This window comes from Methylobacterium sp. D48H (assembly GCF_053345715.1).
In genome coordinates, this window is sequence record NZ_JBKFAP010000003.1 from 281,730 (window position 1) to 298,494 (window position 16,765).

Sequence of the window (16,765 nt, forward strand, 5' to 3'; positions counted from 1 at the left end):
ACAATAATAAAATCAATCCATAATTCAATCGAGAGTATATAAATCCCGTCGGTCGCGGGTGCCGGGCGCTCGCCAATATCGATGACGTTGCCTGGACGCGGGGCCGCCGCCCGGACGCGGGCGGCAGCCCGTCTGTCAGCCCGTCTGTCAGTGCGTCGGCTCGCCGGACGAGACCTTGGCGGTCCAGTCGTCGAAGGCGATGACCTTCTGTCGCTGCTCGCCGAGCCGGTCGATGCGCAGGACCATCTCGTCCCCGGCCTTGAGGTAGTGCGGCGGCTTCATGCCGAGGCCGACGCCCGGCGGCGTGCCGGTGGTGATCACGTCGCCCGGCTCCAGCAGCATGAAGTGCGACGCGTAGGCGACGAGTTGGGGAACGTCGAAGATCATCGTTGCGGTCGAGCCGGTCTGACGGCGCTCGCCGTTCACGTCGAGGCTCATGGCGAGGTTCTTCAGGTCGGGAATCTCGTCGAGGGTCACCAGCCAGGGGCCGAGAGGGCCGAAGGTCGGCGCGCTCTTGCCCTTGGTCCAGGTCGGACCGCGGTTCATCTGCCACTCGCGCTCGGAGACGTCGTTGCAGATGCAGGCGCCCGCAACGTAGCTCAGCGCCTCGTTGGCGTGGACGTAGCTGGCGCGCCGCCCGATCACCACGGCGAGTTCCACCTCCCAGTCGGTGCTGTGCGACCCCTTGGGAATGATGACCGTGTCGTTCGGCCCGCACAGGCTGGACGGGGCCTTGTTGAAGATGATCGGCTCCGCGGGGATCGGCGAGCCGGTCTCTTCGGCGTGGTCGGCGAAGTTCAGGCCGATGGCGACGACGTTCCGGGTGCCGCCGACGCAGGGGCCGAGCCGCACGTCCGGGGGCAGCTTTGGCAGGGTCTCGGGATCCAGGGCGCGCAGCCGCGCCAGCGAGTCGGGCGCGAGGGCCGGCCCGGCGATGTCGCGCACGATGCCCGACAGGTCGCGCAGCCCCCCGCTGGCATCCACGAGGCCGGGCTTCTCGTCGCCGCTCGGGCCGTGCCGGAAGAGCTTCATGGCCGCACTCCTCATCCTTCCCTGAACCGGTCTGCGCCGGACGCCGGGACCATGGCCGGGCCTCGACCCGGGTGCAAGGCCGGCCGCGTCGGCGTATCGGTCCGCCGGGTGTCGCCGCAGGGCAACAGGACGGCGGAAAAGTGCAGGGTCGGCGACGTTCGGATATATTGTTCCTGTCGCCGTCTCGGTGTGACAGCTCGGATCAAGACTGAAAAATCTCGATCATCACGGGCTTTCGCTCGTGAAGGTGCCGTTTACCGCTCCTTATCTACTACTATTCCTCTCGGTGCCGAAAATGGTCGGGGTCATTGCGGTTCCGCATCCGAAACCGGCACCATGCATGGAAGGTCGCCGCATAACGGGTCTCGAACAATCGACGGCGCCCAGCAGAACGAAGGCTTGGGGGAAGAGATGGGCGGGACGGTTCGCGCTGCGATGCTGGCGGCGACGGCGGTGGTCCTCGGCGCCGGGCAGGTGCAGGCGGGGGCGTTCGGGATCCGGGAGCAGAGCACCGAGGCCCAGGGGCTGGCCTTCGCGGGCGCGGCGTCGGGATCGGGCGGCGTCTCGTCGATGTTCTGGAATCCCGCGACGATCACGATGAACCCGGGCTTCGTCGCGGAGCAGAACTTCACCTATATAGGCCTGTCCTCGGAGATCCGGCCCGCGCCGGGCACCAATCCGGGCTTCGCGCGGCTGGGCGGCTCGGGTGAGCTGGGCCAGGGCGCCGTCGTGCCGGCGGGCGCGACCTCGTACCAGTTGAACGACCGCCTGTGGCTCGGCCTCTCGACCGGCGCCCCCTTCGGCCTCGTCACCAAGCCGCGGGACGTGTGGGCCGGCGAGGTCTACGGACGCTCGTCGCGGATCTTCTCGCTGGCGATCAACCCGGTCATCGGCTTCAAGGTCAACGAGTGGCTCTCGATCGCGGCCGGCCCGAACATCGAGTATTTCCGCCTGACCCTGCGGCAGGCGCTGCCGATCCCCGGCATCCTGCCGACCTCGTATCCGAGCTCCTTCCTCAAGGGTGAGTCCTGGGGCGCGGGCTTCACCGCCGGCGCCACGCTGACGCCCCGCGACGGGACCGTGCTGGGCATCGGCTACCGCTCCTCGGTGCACCATGACATCGACGGCTCGATCGGCGTCCCGCTCGTCGCCCTGGCGCCGCTGGCCGGACAGGTCCGCGCCAAGCTGAACACGCCCGAGAAGCTGAGCGTCGGCCTGACCCAGGCGGTCTCGCCGGTGGCGCGGGTGAATCTCGGCTTCGAGTGGGACAACTGGTCGAGGCTCGGCACCATCGGCATCGTGTCGAAGACGATCGGCCTGCCGGTGAACAACCTGCCGCTCAACTACAAAGACGGGTTCACCTACGCGATCGGCGCCGAATACGACGCGTCGCCGAACCTGACGCTGCGGACCGGCTTCGCCTACGAGACCTCGCCCATCGACTTCCGGAACCGCTCGGTGCGCCTGCCGGACGGCGACCGGTACAACGTCTCGGTCGGCGCCAGCTACCGCTGGAGCCAGCAGCTGACGCTGAACCTCGCCTACTCGCACTTCTTCCTGGACCGCTCGCGGATCCTCGCGGGCATCGGCCGCGACTACAACATCAGCAACATCGCCTTCGCGGGCGTGGTGGATTCCAGCGCCGACATCGTCTCGGTGGGCTTCCGCTACGTCTTCGGCGCGCCGCCGGCCCCGGCCCCGGCGCCGCTCGTGCGGAAGTACTGACGGGCAGCTCCGGTCGCGTCCCGCGCTGCCGCCGTCTTCGCGAGCGGAATGAAGGGATCCAGGGCAGCGCCACGCCGACAGGTGTCGCGCTGCCCCGGGTCACGTCGCTCCGCTCGTGATGACCGGGCGGCTCCGTGATCGTCGCGGCCGTTCACCCATCGATCCGCGTGCGTCGCGCGCCTCAGGCGCGCATCCGCACGTATGTGCCGGGCGCGGGCCCTAAGGATTGCAGCGCGTCGCCGCCCGGCTGCCGGGCCGGCACCCGCTCCGGGGCCTGCGCCTCGATCCACTGGAACCAGTAGGGCCACCACGAGCCCTTGGTCTCGACCGCGGCCCTGATCCACTCCTCGAGCGTCCCCTTCACGGGGCCGCCGGTCCAGTAGCCGTATTTCGGCTTGGACGGCGGGTTGATCACGCCGGCGATGTGGCCGGAGCCGGCGAGGACGAAATCGACCTTCCCGCCGAAGACCTTCGAACCCTCGAAGACCGACAGCGCCGGCGCGATGTGGTCCTCGCGGGTCGCGAGGTTGAAGATCGGCACCTGGACCTTCCTGAGGTCGAGGCGGACGTTGCCGAGCACCATCCGCCCCTGCGCCAGCGTGTTGTCGAGGTAGCAGTTGCGCAGGTAGAACGAGTGGTTGGCTGCCGGCATCCGGGTGGCGTCGGAGTTCCAGTACAGCAGGTCGAAGGCCGAGGGTGCCTTGCCCTTGATGTAGTTGTTCACGACGTAGGGCCAGATCAGGTCGTTCGGCCGGAGCATGTTGAAGGCGTTCGCCATGCGGGCGCCCTCCAGGTAGCCCTGCTCGGCCATGCGCGCCTCGACCTGGCGGATCTGCTCCTCGTCGGCGAAGACCTTCAGGTCGCCCGCGTGGGTGAAGTCGACCTGCGTGGTGAGCAGCGTCGCGCTCTTGATCCGTCGGTTGCCGGTGGCCGCCTGCATGGCGAGCGTCACCGCGAGCAGCGTGCCGCCGACGCAGTAGCCCGCCGCCGTGACCTCGCTCTCACCGGTGGCGACGCCGATCGCGTCGATGGCCGCCTCGATCCCCTCGCGCATGTAGGACTCGAAGTCCTTGTCGGCGTGGCGGGAATCGGGATTGACCCAGGAGATGCAGAAGACCGTCAGGCCCTGGTCGACCATCCACTTCAGGAAGCTCTTCTGCGGATTGAGGTCGAGGATGTAGAACTTGTTGATCCAGGGCGGGACCATCAGGAACGGGCGCCGCAGCACGGTCTCGGTGGTGGGCGCGTACTGGATCAGCTCGATCAGGTCGTTGCGGAACACCACCTCGCCGGGGGTGACCGCCATGTTGCGCCCGACCTCGAACCCGCTCGGGTCGGTCTGGCGCACGCGCAGCTGCCCGCCGCCGGCCGCCAGATCCTCCTCGTACATCTTGAGGCCGCGGACGAGATTGGCGCCGTTCTCCTGCAGGGTGTGGCGGATCAGCTCCGGGTTGGTCGGCAGGAAGTTCGAGGGCGACAGCATGCTGGTCACTTGGCGCAGGTAGAACTGCGCCTTGTGACGCGTGTGCGCGTCGAGCCCCTCGGCCTCGTCGACGAGGCTCTCGGCCCAGCGGGTGGCGAGCAGGTAGGCCTGCTTGAGGAAGTCGAAATACGGGTTGGTCGTCCACTCGGCGTGGGCGAAGCGCGCGTCCCGGGGCTCGGGCAGCGCCACCGGATCGGCGGGCTGGCCCTGCAGGCGCAGGTAGGTCGAGCCCCAGAGCGACAGGAAGGCCTGCGACAGGCGCGCCTGCGCCTCGGCGCTGCGGTTCGGATCGGCGAGCCAGGCCTCGGCCACCTGGCCGAGCACCTTGGCCGCCTCGTTCATCTCGCTGCCGGGTGCGCCCGCCTGGCCCTCGGGCCCGAGGAGGCGGGCGACGTTGCGCCCCATCGCCTCGACGAACTGACCGGCATTGCGGGAAATCGCCTCGAAATCCGGCATCGGGGCGACCGTGCCGTCCGGCATCGCGCCGTTCGAGACCGACTTCGGAGGGGCGGTCCGATCCGGCGCCTGCGGGCTCGTCAAACGTGCCTCCCTGTGCTTCATCTGTTGACCCGATGGCGCGGGCCTCGTTTCCGACAAAATAAGGAGTGAGCCAGAGTTTTCGCCAGCCCGGCTCAGGACGTCGCCGAAACATCCGTCCGATCTTTTCATACGCATGTGACGATGGATCGTGCCATTTTGAACCCCGCTATCCGCCCGCATCGCGCCGGTCCGCTGCGCCGCCTGACGCGCGCGGCCGGCCTGGGCGTGCTGGTCGGCGCGCTCGGGGCTTGCTCGGGCGACGTCGTCCGCTCGCTGGCCTCCGATGCAGGCTACGGGCCGCGGGTCGTCGCGGCCCCGGATTTCGTCACGGACACCCGCAGCAAGGCGCAGCCCGACTTCATGCCGGTGGGCGTCGACGCGCCGAAGCGGCCGGTCCGGGCCAAGTCGGTCACGGGCCAGAAGGCCCTGGAGGCGGAGCTGGAGGGTGCCCGCGGCCGCAACGAGGCCCGGGGCCGGGCCGCCGAGAGCGCCGGGCGGGGCGCGGCCGCCACCGTCAAGCCGGCTCCGGCGGCGTCGCAGTAGCGGCCCTTTTTCAGGGTCGGCGGCGGCCCGCAACTCTGCTAGAGCACGTGGTTCGCCCGACCGGCCCAGACGAGAGACGCCGGATCCGGGACGCGCCGATGGACACGCCCATGACCGACTTCCACCGCATCAAGCGACTGCCGCCCTACGTCTTCGAGCAGGTCAACCGGATCAAGGCCGCCGCCCGCGCGCAGGGCGCCGACATCATCGATCTCGGCATGGGCAACCCCGATCTGGACGCCCCGAAGCACGTCATCGCCAAGCTGTGCGAGACGGCCGGGCGGCCGCGCACGGATCGCTACTCGGCCTCCAAGGGCATCGCCGGCCTGCGCAAGGCCCAGGCGGGCTATTACCAGCGGCGCTTCGGCGTGACCCTGAACCCCGACACCCAGGTGGTGGCGACTCTCGGGTCCAAGGAAGGGTTCGCCAACATGGCCCAGGCGATCACCGCGCCGGGCGACGTCGTGCTGGTGCCGAACCCGAGCTACCCGATCCACGCCTTCGGCTTCCTGATGGCCGGCGGCGTCATCCGCTCCGTGCCGGCCGAGCCGACGCCGGCGATGTTCCCCGCCCTGGAGCGGGCCATGCGCCACTCGATCCCGAAGCCGGTGGCGCTGGTCGTCTGCTACCCGTCGAACCCGACCGCCTACGTGGCGAGCCTCGACTTCTACCGCGACCTCGTGGCCTTCGCGAAGCAGCACGAGCTGATCCTGCTGTCGGACCTCGCCTACGCGGAAGTCTATTTCGACAACAACCCGCCGCCCTCGGTGCTGCAGGTGCCCGGCGCTATCGACTGCACGGTGGAGTTCACCTCGCTGTCGAAGACCTACTCGATGGCCGGCTGGCGGATGGGCTTCGCGGTGGGCAACGAGCGCCTGCTCGCGGCGCTCACCCGGGTGAAATCCTACCTCGATTACGGCGCCTTCACGCCGATCCAGGTCGCCGCGACGGCCGCCCTCAACGGCCCGGACGACTGCATCCACGAGATGCGCAGCATCTACAGGAAACGTCGCGACGCGCTGGTGGAGTCCTTCGGCAAGGCCGGCTGGACTATCCCGTCGCCCGCCTCGTCGATGTTCGCCTGGGTGCCGATCCCCGAGCGGTACCGGGAACTCGGCAGCCTCGAATTCTCCAAGCTGCTCCTGGAGAAGTCCGACGTGGCGGTCGCGCCCGGCATCGGCTTCGGCGAGTTCGGCGACGAGTACGTCCGCATCGCGCTGGTGGAGAACGAGCAGCGCATCCGGCAGGCGGCGCGCAATATCCGCCGGTTCTTCGACGGCACCGACAAGACGCTGCACAACGTCCTGCCGATGGCCCGGACCGGCTAGACCGGCCCGCGCAAATTGTTGCCGCGGGGCGACAGACGCCGTCAAAGGTGTCGGCGCCCCGCGCCGGCGCTTGTCAGCGCGGGGCGCGATGGCCAGGGTCAGGTGCGGGGGTCTTCCCGCGTCCCGAGTCTCGCATGCGCCGCCTGAACCTCATCGCCGCCCTGCTGCTCGCCGCCGCGGCCTCGGCCTGCGCGCCGAACCCGATCATCGCCCGGGACCCGATCCCTGCGCCGGGGCCGGCGGACGTGTACGCGTGCGACTCGAAGCCGTTGCCGGTCAACGCCTTCACGACCGATTGCCGCCCCGTCCCGGCGAGCCCGCAGGTCGTGCTGCGCGCGCGGGGCTGAACCCGCCCGGAATTTCGGTAACCGGTCGATTCGGACGGGCCGGACAAGCCGCCCGCGATCAGCTAGACTGTAGGCCAGATGCCGGCCCGCCCGGCCCCCTGACGGAGCATCGCGTGAGCACCAAGACCCTGATCGCCGCCGGATTGCTCGCCCTCCTGGCGGGGCAGGGCGCCTCGGCCTCCGACGCCGCCTACCCGCCGGCGCCCTACCAGCCCCGCGCCTTCGTGTTCACCGCCCCGAACGGCCCGACGGTCCTGCAGACCGAGGGCTGCTGCCAGGTGGTGGTGCCGCCGGGCCGGCCCGATCTCGCCCAGCCCGCCGTGCCGGTGGCCGAGGTGATGAACGGCGGCGGCTTCGGCTACACCGGGTTCGACTACTACAACGACCAGATCACCGAGGGGCGGTTCGGCGCGCGCAAGCGGCCGCGGGAGTACGTGATCGCTCCGTCCTACATCGTGCCGCCGCGCTACTGAGCCGCCGGGCGTTCCGGGGCCTCAATCCTTCTGCGGATCGTGGCCCCAGTTCATCAGCGACATCCGCCACGGGGAGTCGGGGTCCTTCCGGGCCTCGCCGCCCTGCTTGAGATGGCGGTGGACGTAGCCCACGACCTTGCGCATGGCGGCGTAGTCGTCGTCCGTCAGGTCGGCCTTCTTGGTGTCCTTGATCGCCAGGATCCGCCGGCCCATCTCGTGCCCGGTCGACTCGCCGCCGTCCTTCTTCTGGCCGACCTCCCGGCTCGCCGCGCTGTCGAGGTGCTTCTTCAGCGCCGCCGGCGTCATGTTGACGGCCTCGTTGAAGTCCTTCCACGTCGCCGCGTGATCGTCCGCCATCCGTCTGCCTCCCGGGCCGTGTCGCTCGTCCCCGACAACGCGCCCGAGGCTCGCCGGCTCGCCGCCATCCCTGCGGTCGGGCGCCGCACGGGCAACGGGCGACGCGGCGGGCGACGTGGCGGGGAAGCGTTTACAGGCCGGGTCACGGGGGGTATCACCCCGACCCGACGAGCTTCCATTCTCTCCCCACACCCCATTCCCGAAAAGCCAGATGCGCGCCGAGATCGAGCAAGCCTCGGATGCCGCCAAGCAGTCTATAGGGCTGCTGAGGAGGCATCTTTGACTGGGATACAGTCGATAAACGCCTCGCGGAGCTGAACGCGGCTTCCGAGGACCCCGACCTCTGGAACGACGCCGAGGCCGCCCAGAAGGTCATGCGCGAGCGCCAGCAGCTCGACGAGGCCGTCACGGCGATCAAGAAGCTGGAGCGCGACCTCGAGGACGGCGCCACGCTGATCGAGCTCGGCGAGATGGAGGGTGACGAATCCTCGATCCGCGAGGGTGAGGCGGCGATCCTGGCCGTCGAGAAGGAGGCCGCGAGCCGGCAGGTCGAGACGCTTCTGTCGGGCGAGGCCGACGGCTTCGACACCTATCTCGAGGTCCATGCCGGGGCCGGCGGCACCGAGAGCCAGGACTGGGCCAACATGCTCCAGCGCATGTATGCCCGCTGGGCCGAGCGCCGGAAGTACAAGGTCGAGGTCGTCGAGATGACCGACGGCGAGGAGGCCGGGATCAAGGGCGCCACGCTCCTGATCAAGGGCCACAACGCCTACGGCTGGCTCAAGACCGAGTCCGGCGTGCACCGTCTGGTCCGGATCTCGCCCTACGATTCCAGCGCCCGGCGGCACACCAGCTTCGCCAGCGTCTGGGTCTACCCGGTGATTGACGACCGGATCGAGATCGAGATCAAGGAATCCGACTGCCGGATCGACACCTACCGGTCGTCCGGCGCCGGCGGCCAGCACGTCAACACCACCGACTCGGCGGTGCGCATCACCCACAACCCCACCGGGATCGTGGTCGCGTGCCAGCAGGAGCGCTCCCAGCACAAGAACCGGGCGACCGCCTGGAACATGCTGCGCGCCCGCCTGTACGAGCTGGAGCTGAAGAAGCGCGAGGAGAAGGCCAACGCCGAGGCCGCCGCCAAGACGGATATCGGCTGGGGCCACCAGATCCGGTCCTACGTGCTGCAGCCGTATCAGCTGGTGAAGGACCTGCGCACCGGCACCCAGTCCACCGATCCGGACGAGGTGCTCGACGGCGACCTCGACCCGTTCATGGAGGCCTCGCTCGCGCAGCGGGTCTACGGCGGCGGTGAGGCGGTCGAGGATATCGACTGAGGCGGCGTGAGCTGCCTCCCCGTCATCACGAGCGCAGCGAAGTGACCCAGGGCGGCGCGCGATCGATCAGCGTGGCGCGACCCTGGATTGCTTCGCTCCGCTCGCAATGACGGCGGTGCTGACAGAGAGCGCCGTTGAGGCCGCCAAAGGATGAGCGCCGGCGGCGCCCATCCTCCCACGCCTCTCAATACCCCAGCGCCGCCCCGTCCTTGCGCGGGTCCGAGCCGGCCGCCAGCGTGCCGGCCTCCCGGTCGATCCAGATGACCTGACCACCGCCGAGCGGCAGGGGTGCTCGGATCGCCGGATGGCCGCGTTCCTTCAGCCCCGCCATCACGCTGTCCGGGATCCCGCCCTCGACCTCCAGGCTGCCGCCGTAGGCGAAGCTGCGCGGGGCATCGAGGGCCTCCTGCACGTCGAGGCCCCGGTCGAGCAGGCCCGACAGCAGCTCGACATGGCCCATGGCCTGGTAATGGCCGCCCATGACGCCGAACGGCGCGACGGCCTGCCCGTCCTTCATCAGCATGCCGGGGATGATCGTGTGCATCGGCCGCTTGCCCGGCCCGACGCTGTTCGGGTGGCCGCCCTCGGTGCGGAACGACAGGCCGCGATTGTGCAGCAGCACGCCGCTCTCGGGCGCCAGGATGCCGGAGCCGAAGCCCTGGAAGATCGAGTTGATCAGCGACAGCGCGTTGCCGTCCCGGTCGACCACGCAGAGGTAGACCGTGTCCTTGTGGGCGCGGCCCTCGGCCATCTCGCGGGCGATCTCGGGATAGATCTCCGGCTCGCGGGCCCGGCCCATGTCGATCGCGCCGTGGGCGGCGGCCCTCCAGGCGTCGGAGAGCAGGTGCTCGACCGGCACGTTGGCGAGGGCCGCATCGCCGAACAGCACGTCGCGGTGATGGTAGCCCTGCTTGCAGACCTCGGCGAAGAGGTGGAGCCGGTCGAGGTCGGAGAGCGCGCCGACATCGTAGTGCGACAGCACGTTCAGCATCATCAGCGCCGCCAGACCCTGGCCGGCGGGCGGGCACTCGTAGACGTCGTAGCCACGGTAGCGGGTCGAGACCGGCGCGACCACGTCGGGCCGCGCGGCGGCGAAGTCGTCCAGCGTGTGCAGGCCGCCGAGGGCGTTCAGCCGGCTCACCATGTCCTCGGCGACGGGGCCCTCGTAGAAGGCGCGCGCCCCCGCCTCGGCGATCGCCCGGAGCGTCGCCGCGAGCTTCGGCAAGCGGACGACGCTGCCGATCGCCGGCACCTCTCCGCCGGGCAGGTAGGTCGCGGCGGCGTGGGGATCGGCGGCGACGCGCTCGGCGCCGCGCAGCCAGTCCCAGCCGACCCGCTGCTGGACGACGAACCCGTCCTCCGCGTAGCGGATCGCCGGCTGGAGCAGCTCGCCCATCGACCGGGTGCCGTGCTCGCGCACCAGCAGATCCCAGGCCGCGACCGCGCCCGGCACCGTCACGGCGTGGGGGGAGGTGGGCGTGATCGCGACGCCGTGCTCGGCGTACCAGTCGGGCGTCGCGGCGGCGGGCGCGCGGCCCGAGCCATCGAGGGCGATGGGCTTGGTGGCGCCCGCGGGGGCGTAGAGCGCGAAGCAGTCGCCGCCGATCCCGGTCATCAGCGGGTCGACCACGCACTGCACGGCCACCGCCGCGATACCGGCATCGACGGCATTGCCGCCCGCGCGCAACACCTCGATGGCGGCGAGCGTCGAGAGCGGGTGCGAGGTCGCGACCGCGGCGTTGGCGGCGTAGACCGGGGAGCGGCCGGGGGCGGAGAAGTCTCTCACGGGATGTCCTGCTCTGCTGGGTGACTTAAAGAATCACCGCTCGATGCACATCGCCACCTCGGGATGAGGCGGTGACGCAGATGACGGCGCGGCCTCGGCCATGACGGATGGCTTCGCCGCCTCGTCTCTGCGAGCGCAGCGGAGCAATCCAGTCGGCGCAACGCCGGGCAACCTCGCGCTGCCCTGGGTCACTCCGCTGCGCTCGTGATGACGGCGGAGGCCGGGCTGACCGGTTGTTCCGATCGAGGATCGCCTGGACGATCACGCGTGCTGCCCTCTCGGCAGCGCCACCCAGTGCCCCGGCGCCACCTCGGTGAGCGGCCCGTCGGGCGGCTGGTCGTGGCCGGCGAGGTCCCGCGCGGCGAGGCGGGCGCGCTCGTCGGCCGGGTGCGGCACCGGCACCGCGGCGAGCAGGCGGCGCGTGTAGGGGTGGCGCGGATCCTCGTAGAGCGCGTCGGCCTCGGCGAGCTCGACGATCCGCCCGCGCCAGAGCACCGCGACCCGGTGGCAGAGGTAGCGCACCATCCGCAGGTCGTGCGAGATGAACAGGTAGGACAGGCCCATCTCGTCCTGCAGGTCCTGCAGCAGGTTCACCACCTGCGCCTGGATCGAGACGTCGAGCGCCGCGATCGGCTCGTCGGCGACGATGAAGCTGGGCTTCAGGGCGATCGCCCGGGCGATGCAGATGCGCTGGCGCTGGCCGCCCGAGAACTGGTGCGGGTAGCGCCCCATGAACCGCGGATCGAGCCCGACTCGCTGGAACAGGGCCGCCACCGCCTCCCGCCGCTCCGGGCCGCGCATGTCCCGCCGATGCAGCTTGAACGCCTCCGCGACGTACTCGCCGGCGCTCATCCGCGGGTTGAGGGCCGCGTAGGGATCCTGGAACACGGTCTGGATCCGCGCGCGCATCTTGCGCATGGCGCCCGCCGAGAGCTTGGCGAGGTCGGTGCCCTCGAAGGCGATGGTGCCCGAGGTCGGCGGGTTCAGCATGGTCACGGCCCGGCCGATGGTGGATTTGCCGGAGCCGGACTCGCCGACGAGCCCGAGGGTCTCGCCGGGGCGGATGTCGAAGCTCACGCCCTCGACGGCGCGGAACACCGCGCCCTTGCCGCCCCACCAGGAGCGGAGGGGATAATGCTTGGACAGGTCGCGCACCGAGACGACCGGCTGCTGCGACGCGTTCATCGCGCGGCCTCCTCACCCAGGAGCTTCGGCAAATCGTACCAGGCGGCGACGAGGTGGCCCGGAGCGGCGCCGGGCGCCTGCGCCAGGGGCGGCATCTCGGCCCGGCAGCGCGGCGTCGCGTAGGCGTTGCGCGGCGCGAACGGGTCGCCCGGCGGGAGATGGCGCATGTCCGGCGGCGCGCCCTCGATCTGGTGGAGGCGCCGCCGCCCGGCGCGGCCGCCGGAGAGATCCGGCAGGGACCGCAGCAGGCCGAGCGTGTAGGCGTTGCGGGGATCGGCGAAGATGTCGTCGACCGGGCCGCGCTCCAGGATCCGGCCGGCATACATCACCTGCACGGTGTCGCTGATGCCCGCCACCACACCGAGGTCGTGGGTGATCCAGATGATCGCCATGCCGAGCTCACGCTTCAGCTCCTGCACCAGGGAGACGATCTCGGCCTGGACGGTGACGTCGAGCGCCGTGGTCGCCTCGTCGGCGATCAGAAGCTTCGGCCGGCAGCTCAGGCCGATCGCGATCATCACGCGCTGGCGCTGGCCGCCGGAGAACTCGTGCGGGTACTGGTCGAGGCGCGCGGCCGCGTTCGGGATGCGCACGAGGTCGAGCAGCTCCCGGGCCCGGGCGCGGGCCGCGCGGGCGTCGAGGCCGAGATGGATGCGCAGCGGCTCGACGATCTGCGCCGCCACGGTCATGCCGGGATTGAGCGAGCTCATCGGGTCCTGGAACACGAAGCCGATCGCGCCGCCGCGGATCTTGCGCAGGTCCCGCTCCTTCAGGGCGAGGAGGTCGCGTCCCTCGAACAGCACCTGTCCGCCGGTGATGCGGCCGGGCGGGCGCGGGATCAGGCCCAGCATGGCCAGCACGTGCACGCTCTTGCCGGAGCCGGACTCGCCGACGATCCCCAGCGTCTCGCCCTCGTGCAGGGTGTAGGACACGCCGTTGACCGCGTGGACCGCGCCGCCGTCGGTGTCGAAGGCGACCGCGAGGTCGCGGACGTCGAGGAGGGGCTTCGTCATCGCGGCCGTCATGTGCGCTGCCTCGGATCGAGGGCGTCCCGCAGGCCGTCGCCGAACAGATTGAAGGCGAGCACCGCGAGGAAGATCGACAGGCCGGGCCAGATCGCCATCCAGGGCGCCTCGTCCATGAAGTTCTTGGCGGTGTTGAGCATCGCCCCCCAGGACGGCTCGGGCGGCTGCTGGCCGAGGCCGAGGAACGACAGGCTCGCCTCCGCGATGATCGCGGCCGCGATGGTCAGCGTCGCCTGGACGAGGATCGCCGGGACGATGTTGGGCAGGATGTGGACGCGGGCGATCCGCCAGGGCGGGTTGCCCATGGCGCGGGCCGCCTCCACGAACTCCTCGGCCGCCACGGCGCGCACCTGCGCCCGGGTCAGGCGGATGAAGGTCGAGGTAGCCGACAGGCCGATGGCGATCATCGCGTTGACGAGACTCGGGCCCAGGAAGGCGGCGAGCGCGATCGCCAGGATCAGGAACGGGATCGCCAGCAGCGCATCGGTGAGTCGGGAGATCGCGCCGTCGATCCAGCCGCCCGAGTAGCCGGCGAGCAATCCCAGGGGCAGGCCGAGGGAGACGGCGAGCGCCACCGAGACGAGGCCGGCGCCGAGGGAGGCCCGCGCGCCGAAGATGATCCGCGAGAGCACGTCGCGCCCGACCTCGTCGCCGCCGAACGGGTGTGCGAGGCTCGGCGCGCCGCGGACGTTGGCCCAGTCGGTGGCGGTCGGATCGTAGGGGGCGATCCAGGGGGCGAAGGCCGCCATCACGATCAGCAGGCCGACGATGACGAGGCCGGCGACGGCGCTCTTCCGCGCGCGCAGGCGCCGCCAGAAGGCCGCGAGCGTGCCGGGTTCCTGGATCAGAGCCGGGGCTCCGGCGGGGGCGCCGAGGCCGGCCGCCTCGGCGATGGGGGTGCCGGTGCTCATGCCCGCCTCAGCTTCGGATTCACGGCCGCGGAGAGCAGGTCGGCGGCGAGGTTCAGGGCGATGTAGGTGGCGGCGGTGCAGATCACGACGCCCTGCACGGTCGCGAAGTCCCGGTTGAACACCGCATCGACCATCAGCTTGCCGAAGCCCGGCACGGAGAAGACCTGCTCGGTGAGCACCGCCCCCGACAGGAGCTGCCCGAATTCCAGAGCCCCGAGCGTGATGATCGGGATCGCGGCGTTGGGCAGGGCGTGCCGCAAGGTGACGCGCAGTGGCGAGACACCCTTGGCGCGGGCCGTGCGGACGTAGTCGGAGCCCAGCACGCCCAGCATCGCCGCGCGGGTGTGGCGCATCATCACCGCCGCGATGGCGTTGCCCAGCACGAAGGCCGGCATCACCATGGCGGCGAGGTTTTCGGAAAAACTCTCGAACGGCGAGACGTAGCCCGAGGCCGGCAGCCAGCCGAGTTCCACCGAGAACAGCAGGATCAGCAGGATCCCGAGCCAGAAGTTCGGCACCGACAGGCCCCAGAGCGCCACGCCGTTGGCGATCGTATCGGCGGCCTGGCCGCGCTTGACCGCCGAGAGCACCCCCATCGGCACGCCGATGGCGAGCGCCACCAGCATGGCGAGGCAGGCGAGTTCGAGCGTCACCGGCAGCTTTTCGACGATCAGCTCCGAGACCGGCTTCTGCAGCCGGATCGACTCGCCGAGATCGCCCCGCAGCACGCCGCCGGCCCAGTAGGCGTAGCGCACCGGCAGGGGCTCATCGAGGTGGTATTTTTCCCGGATGAAGGCGATCACCTGCGGATCGCGCTCCTCCCCGGTGAGCGCCGTGGCGACGTCGCCCGGCAGCAATTGCTGCAGGGCGAAGATGATCATCGAGGCGAGGATCAGGGTCGGGACCGCCAGGGCGAGGCGTCGCGCCAGAAACCGGAGCATCAGTTGAGCTTCAGCCCGGTGAAGCGCACGAGCCCGTCCGGATAGGGCACGAAGCCGGTGATCTTCTGGCTGTAGGCCCAGAGCAGCTTGCGGTGCAGGATGTAGATGCCCGGCCGGTCCTTCAGCACCTGATCGGCCAGGGCCTTCCAGGCGGCCTTGCGCTTGGCCGGGTCGATCGTGCCCCGCTCGGCCTGGAGCGCCGCGTCGGCCTCCGGGCTGCAGTACTTCGGGTAGTTCAGCGCCGCCTTGCAGGAGAGAAAGCTGAACGTGTTGCCGTCCGGGTCCGAGCGGCCGCTCCAGGAATAGAGCTGCGCCTCGTAATTCCCCTTGTCGGCGGCATCGAGCGCCGTGGTGAAGTCCACGGCCTGGATCTTCACGTCGAAGCCGGCCTCCTTGGTCATCGCCTGGATCACCTGACCCACCTGGGGCGACTCGCTGTTGGCGTAGACGGTCAGCGTGATCTGCGGGTTCGGCTTGCCGGCCTCGGCGAGCAGCGCCTTGGCCTTGGCGACGTCTCGCTTCGGGATCGGGTACTCGGCCACGTAGTTCGGGTTCTTCGGGTTGACCCACTGGTTCCCGGCCAGGAACTCGCCGTTGTAGACGACCTGATTGATGGCGTTGCGGTCGATGGCGGCCTCGAAGGCCTCGCGCACCTTCGGGTCGGCCACGGCCGAGCCGGCCTTATGGGGGTTGAACAGGATCTCTTGGAAGCCGAGTTCGGTGGTCGAGTCGAGCTTCAGTTTGGCGTCGCGCTTCACCTGCGCCACGTCGGTGGGGGCGAGCCGCTCCAGGAGGTCGAGCTGCCCGGCCCGCAGGTTGGTGAGCCGCACGGTCGCGTCGGGGATCGGCCGGAACTCGATCCGCGGGATGTGGATCGCATCCTTGTTCCAGTAATCGGGGAAGCGCTCGACCACGATCCGGTCCTGCGGCACCCGCTCGACGAACTTGTACGGCCCGGCGCAGACGGGCCCGGAGGCGAATTTGTCGCCCAGCCGCTCGGCGGCCTTGGGCGAGACCATCATGCCGGCGCGGTCGGTGAACTGCGCCAGCAGCGGCGCGAACGGCTGCTTCAGGTTGATGCGGAAGGTCAGGTCGTCGACCACGTCAACGGTGTCGATCGGCGCGATCTCCGAGCGGCGCTGCGAGCCCGGCATCTTCATGTGCCGCTCGATCGAGTACTTGGCCGCCGCGGCGTCGAGCTTCTCGCCGTCGTGGAACAGCACGCCCGGACGCAGGTGCATGGTCAGCGCCTTCTCGTCGGGCGACAGCTCCCAGGAAGTCGCGAGCTGCGGCACCGGCTTCAGGTTTGGGCCGATATCGACGAGCTTGTCGCAGAGCGCCGCGAACACCATCCGGCTCGCGAAGGTGCGGGCGAGCGTCGGGTCGAGGGCGTCCGGATCCTCCATCATGCCGTAGCGCAGGGTCTGCGCGGCGGCGGGCCCGGTGAGGGCGAGCCCGGCGAGGAGACAGGCGGCGTAACGCAACATGAGACCGATCCGGGTGGAGGCGGGAGAAGCGGAGCGGACCGGCCGGTCCGTTCCGGAGGCGGCCGGCAGTGTTGCGCGGCCGTTTGGCATGCACAATCCCAGGCAGCATCCATGCCATACAATCAGGATGCATCTTTTATTCAATCCGCGCCGCGAGCCTCTGAGGCCACCGTTTCGAGCCGGCCGGCGGCGTTCGATGACGGCGCGACCGCGCCAAGGTCGAGATCGGCCTGCGAACAGCTTCGTGAGCGCCGGATCTGAG

The 16,765-nt window shown here is 70.1% G+C and carries 15 protein-coding genes; 6 read left to right on the top strand and 9 right to left on the bottom strand.

The genetic code is table 11. The annotated features are described in order from the left end of the window. Positions 1–147: 147 nt before the first annotated feature. A complete protein-coding gene (locus ACLBX8_RS10110; RefSeq protein ID WP_447715047.1) occupies positions 148–1,032 on the bottom strand; it encodes a fumarylacetoacetate hydrolase family protein in 885 nt (294 codons plus the stop codon). A 411-nt stretch (positions 1,033–1,443) separates the two neighbouring features. Here ACLBX8_RS10110 and ACLBX8_RS10115 point away from each other — a divergent pair, with 411 nt between their 5' ends. Then, a complete protein-coding gene (locus tag ACLBX8_RS10115) occupies positions 1,444–2,757 on the top strand; it encodes an OmpP1/FadL family transporter (RefSeq protein WP_026604564.1) in 1,314 nt (437 codons plus the stop codon). A 181-nt stretch (positions 2,758–2,938) separates the two neighbouring features. Here ACLBX8_RS10115 and ACLBX8_RS10120 read toward each other — a convergent pair whose 3' ends face one another. Beyond that, the gene (locus ACLBX8_RS10120; protein ID WP_447715056.1) at positions 2,939–4,720 is read right to left on the bottom strand and encodes a PHA/PHB synthase family protein; all 1,782 of its coding nucleotides are present in this window, start codon (positions 4,718–4,720) and stop codon (positions 2,939–2,941) included. Between the two features lie 216 nt (positions 4,721–4,936). On the opposite strand from ACLBX8_RS10120, the gene ACLBX8_RS10125 reads away from it, so the two are divergent. The 4 genes from ACLBX8_RS10125 to ACLBX8_RS10140 all read left to right on the top strand — a co-directional run bounded on the left by ACLBX8_RS10125 (position 4,937) and on the right by ACLBX8_RS10140 (position 7,471). Next, positions 4,937–5,323, top strand: a complete 387-nt coding sequence (locus ACLBX8_RS10125; protein ID WP_244492163.1) for a hypothetical protein — start codon at positions 4,937–4,939, stop codon at positions 5,321–5,323. A 110-nt stretch (positions 5,324–5,433) separates the two neighbouring features. Then, positions 5,434–6,651, top strand: coding sequence for an LL-diaminopimelate aminotransferase (locus ACLBX8_RS10130; RefSeq protein WP_026604561.1), 1,218 nt, complete (start codon positions 5,434–5,436; stop codon positions 6,649–6,651). 134 nt (positions 6,652–6,785) lie between these two features. Further along, positions 6,786–6,998, top strand: coding sequence for a hypothetical protein (locus tag ACLBX8_RS10135; RefSeq protein WP_020090818.1), 213 nt, complete (start codon positions 6,786–6,788; stop codon positions 6,996–6,998). Positions 6,999–7,111: 113 nt separating this feature from the next. Beyond that, complete coding sequence (locus ACLBX8_RS10140; RefSeq protein WP_020090817.1) at positions 7,112–7,471, top strand: hypothetical protein; 360 nt, start codon at positions 7,112–7,114, stop codon at positions 7,469–7,471. A gap of 21 nt (positions 7,472–7,492) precedes the next feature. On the opposite strand, the gene ACLBX8_RS10145 is transcribed toward ACLBX8_RS10140, so the two are convergent. After that, the gene (locus ACLBX8_RS10145; protein WP_100250567.1) at positions 7,493–7,828 is read right to left on the bottom strand and encodes a DUF3140 domain-containing protein; all 336 of its coding nucleotides are present in this window, start codon (positions 7,826–7,828) and stop codon (positions 7,493–7,495) included. Between the two features lie 211 nt (positions 7,829–8,039). On the opposite strand from ACLBX8_RS10145, the gene prfB reads away from it, so the two are divergent. Then, positions 8,040–9,168, top strand: a protein-coding gene (gene prfB, locus ACLBX8_RS10150) for a peptide chain release factor 2 (RefSeq protein WP_106427873.1) whose coding sequence is annotated in 2 segments (ribosomal slippage) — positions 8,040–8,108 and positions 8,110–9,168 — 1,128 coding nt in all. Because the reading frame shifts where the segments join, the coding sequence is not laid out codon by codon here. Positions 9,169–9,352: 184 nt separating this feature from the next. Here the strand turns inward: prfB and ggt are convergent. From ggt to ACLBX8_RS10180, 6 genes are all read right to left on the bottom strand, one after another. Then, on the bottom strand, positions 9,353–10,954 hold the full coding sequence (gene ggt / locus ACLBX8_RS10155; protein ID WP_447698301.1) for a gamma-glutamyltransferase: 1,602 nt from the start codon (positions 10,952–10,954) through the stop codon (positions 9,353–9,355). Between the two features lie 261 nt (positions 10,955–11,215). Further along, positions 11,216–12,139 carry an ABC transporter ATP-binding protein gene (locus tag ACLBX8_RS10160; RefSeq protein WP_091979334.1) on the bottom strand — a complete coding sequence of 308 codons (924 nt, stop codon included), beginning with the start codon at positions 12,137–12,139 and terminating at the stop codon, positions 11,216–11,218. Continuing rightward, positions 12,136–13,164 carry an ABC transporter ATP-binding protein gene (locus ACLBX8_RS10165; RefSeq protein ID WP_447698302.1) on the bottom strand — a complete coding sequence of 343 codons (1,029 nt, stop codon included), beginning with the start codon at positions 13,162–13,164 and terminating at the stop codon, positions 12,136–12,138. Before ACLBX8_RS10165 ends, ACLBX8_RS10160 begins: the two co-directional genes overlap by 4 nt. Continuing rightward, positions 13,161–14,075, bottom strand: a complete 915-nt coding sequence (locus ACLBX8_RS10170) for an ABC transporter permease (RefSeq protein WP_447698303.1) — start codon at positions 14,073–14,075, stop codon at positions 13,161–13,163. The genes ACLBX8_RS10165 and ACLBX8_RS10170 overlap by 4 nt, the downstream gene beginning before the upstream one ends. Continuing rightward, positions 14,072–15,016: an ABC transporter permease gene (locus ACLBX8_RS10175; protein WP_447698304.1), complete on the bottom strand. Its 945-nt coding sequence runs from the start codon at positions 15,014–15,016 to the stop codon at positions 14,072–14,074. Before ACLBX8_RS10175 ends, ACLBX8_RS10170 begins: the two co-directional genes overlap by 4 nt. Continuing rightward, entirely contained in the window at positions 15,016–16,503 is a 1,488-nt protein-coding gene (locus ACLBX8_RS10180; RefSeq protein ID WP_447698305.1) for an ABC transporter substrate-binding protein, read from the bottom strand. Before ACLBX8_RS10180 ends, ACLBX8_RS10175 begins: the two co-directional genes overlap by 1 nt. Between the last annotated feature and the right edge of the window lie 262 nt (positions 16,504–16,765).

Bases quoted from the DNA above. Each gene is read 5' to 3' on its own strand.
- ACLBX8_RS10110 (WP_447715047.1), bottom strand. From the start codon at position 1,032: ATGAAGCTCTTCCGGCACGGCCCGAGCGGCGACGAGAAGCCCGGCCTC.
- ACLBX8_RS10115 (WP_026604564.1), top strand. From the start codon at position 1,444: ATGGGCGGGACGGTTCGCGCTGCGATGCTGGCGGCGACGGCGGTGGTC.
- ACLBX8_RS10120 (WP_447715056.1), bottom strand. From the start codon at position 4,720: ATGCCGGACGGCACGGTCGCCCCGATGCCGGATTTCGAGGCGATTTCC.
- ACLBX8_RS10130 (WP_026604561.1), top strand. From the start codon at position 5,434: ATGACCGACTTCCACCGCATCAAGCGACTGCCGCCCTACGTCTTCGAG.
- ACLBX8_RS10135 (WP_020090818.1), top strand. From the start codon at position 6,786: ATGCGCCGCCTGAACCTCATCGCCGCCCTGCTGCTCGCCGCCGCGGCC.
- ACLBX8_RS10145 (WP_100250567.1), bottom strand. From the start codon at position 7,828: ATGGCGGACGATCACGCGGCGACGTGGAAGGACTTCAACGAGGCCGTC.
- ACLBX8_RS10160 (WP_091979334.1), bottom strand. From the start codon at position 12,139: ATGAACGCGTCGCAGCAGCCGGTCGTCTCGGTGCGCGACCTGTCCAAG.
- ACLBX8_RS10165 (WP_447698302.1), bottom strand. From the start codon at position 13,164: ATGACGGCCGCGATGACGAAGCCCCTCCTCGACGTCCGCGACCTCGCG.
- ACLBX8_RS10170 (WP_447698303.1), bottom strand. From the start codon at position 14,075: ATGAGCACCGGCACCCCCATCGCCGAGGCGGCCGGCCTCGGCGCCCCC.
- ACLBX8_RS10175 (WP_447698304.1), bottom strand. From the start codon at position 15,016: ATGCTCCGGTTTCTGGCGCGACGCCTCGCCCTGGCGGTCCCGACCCTG.
- ACLBX8_RS10180 (WP_447698305.1), bottom strand. From the start codon at position 16,503: ATGTTGCGTTACGCCGCCTGTCTCCTCGCCGGGCTCGCCCTCACCGGG.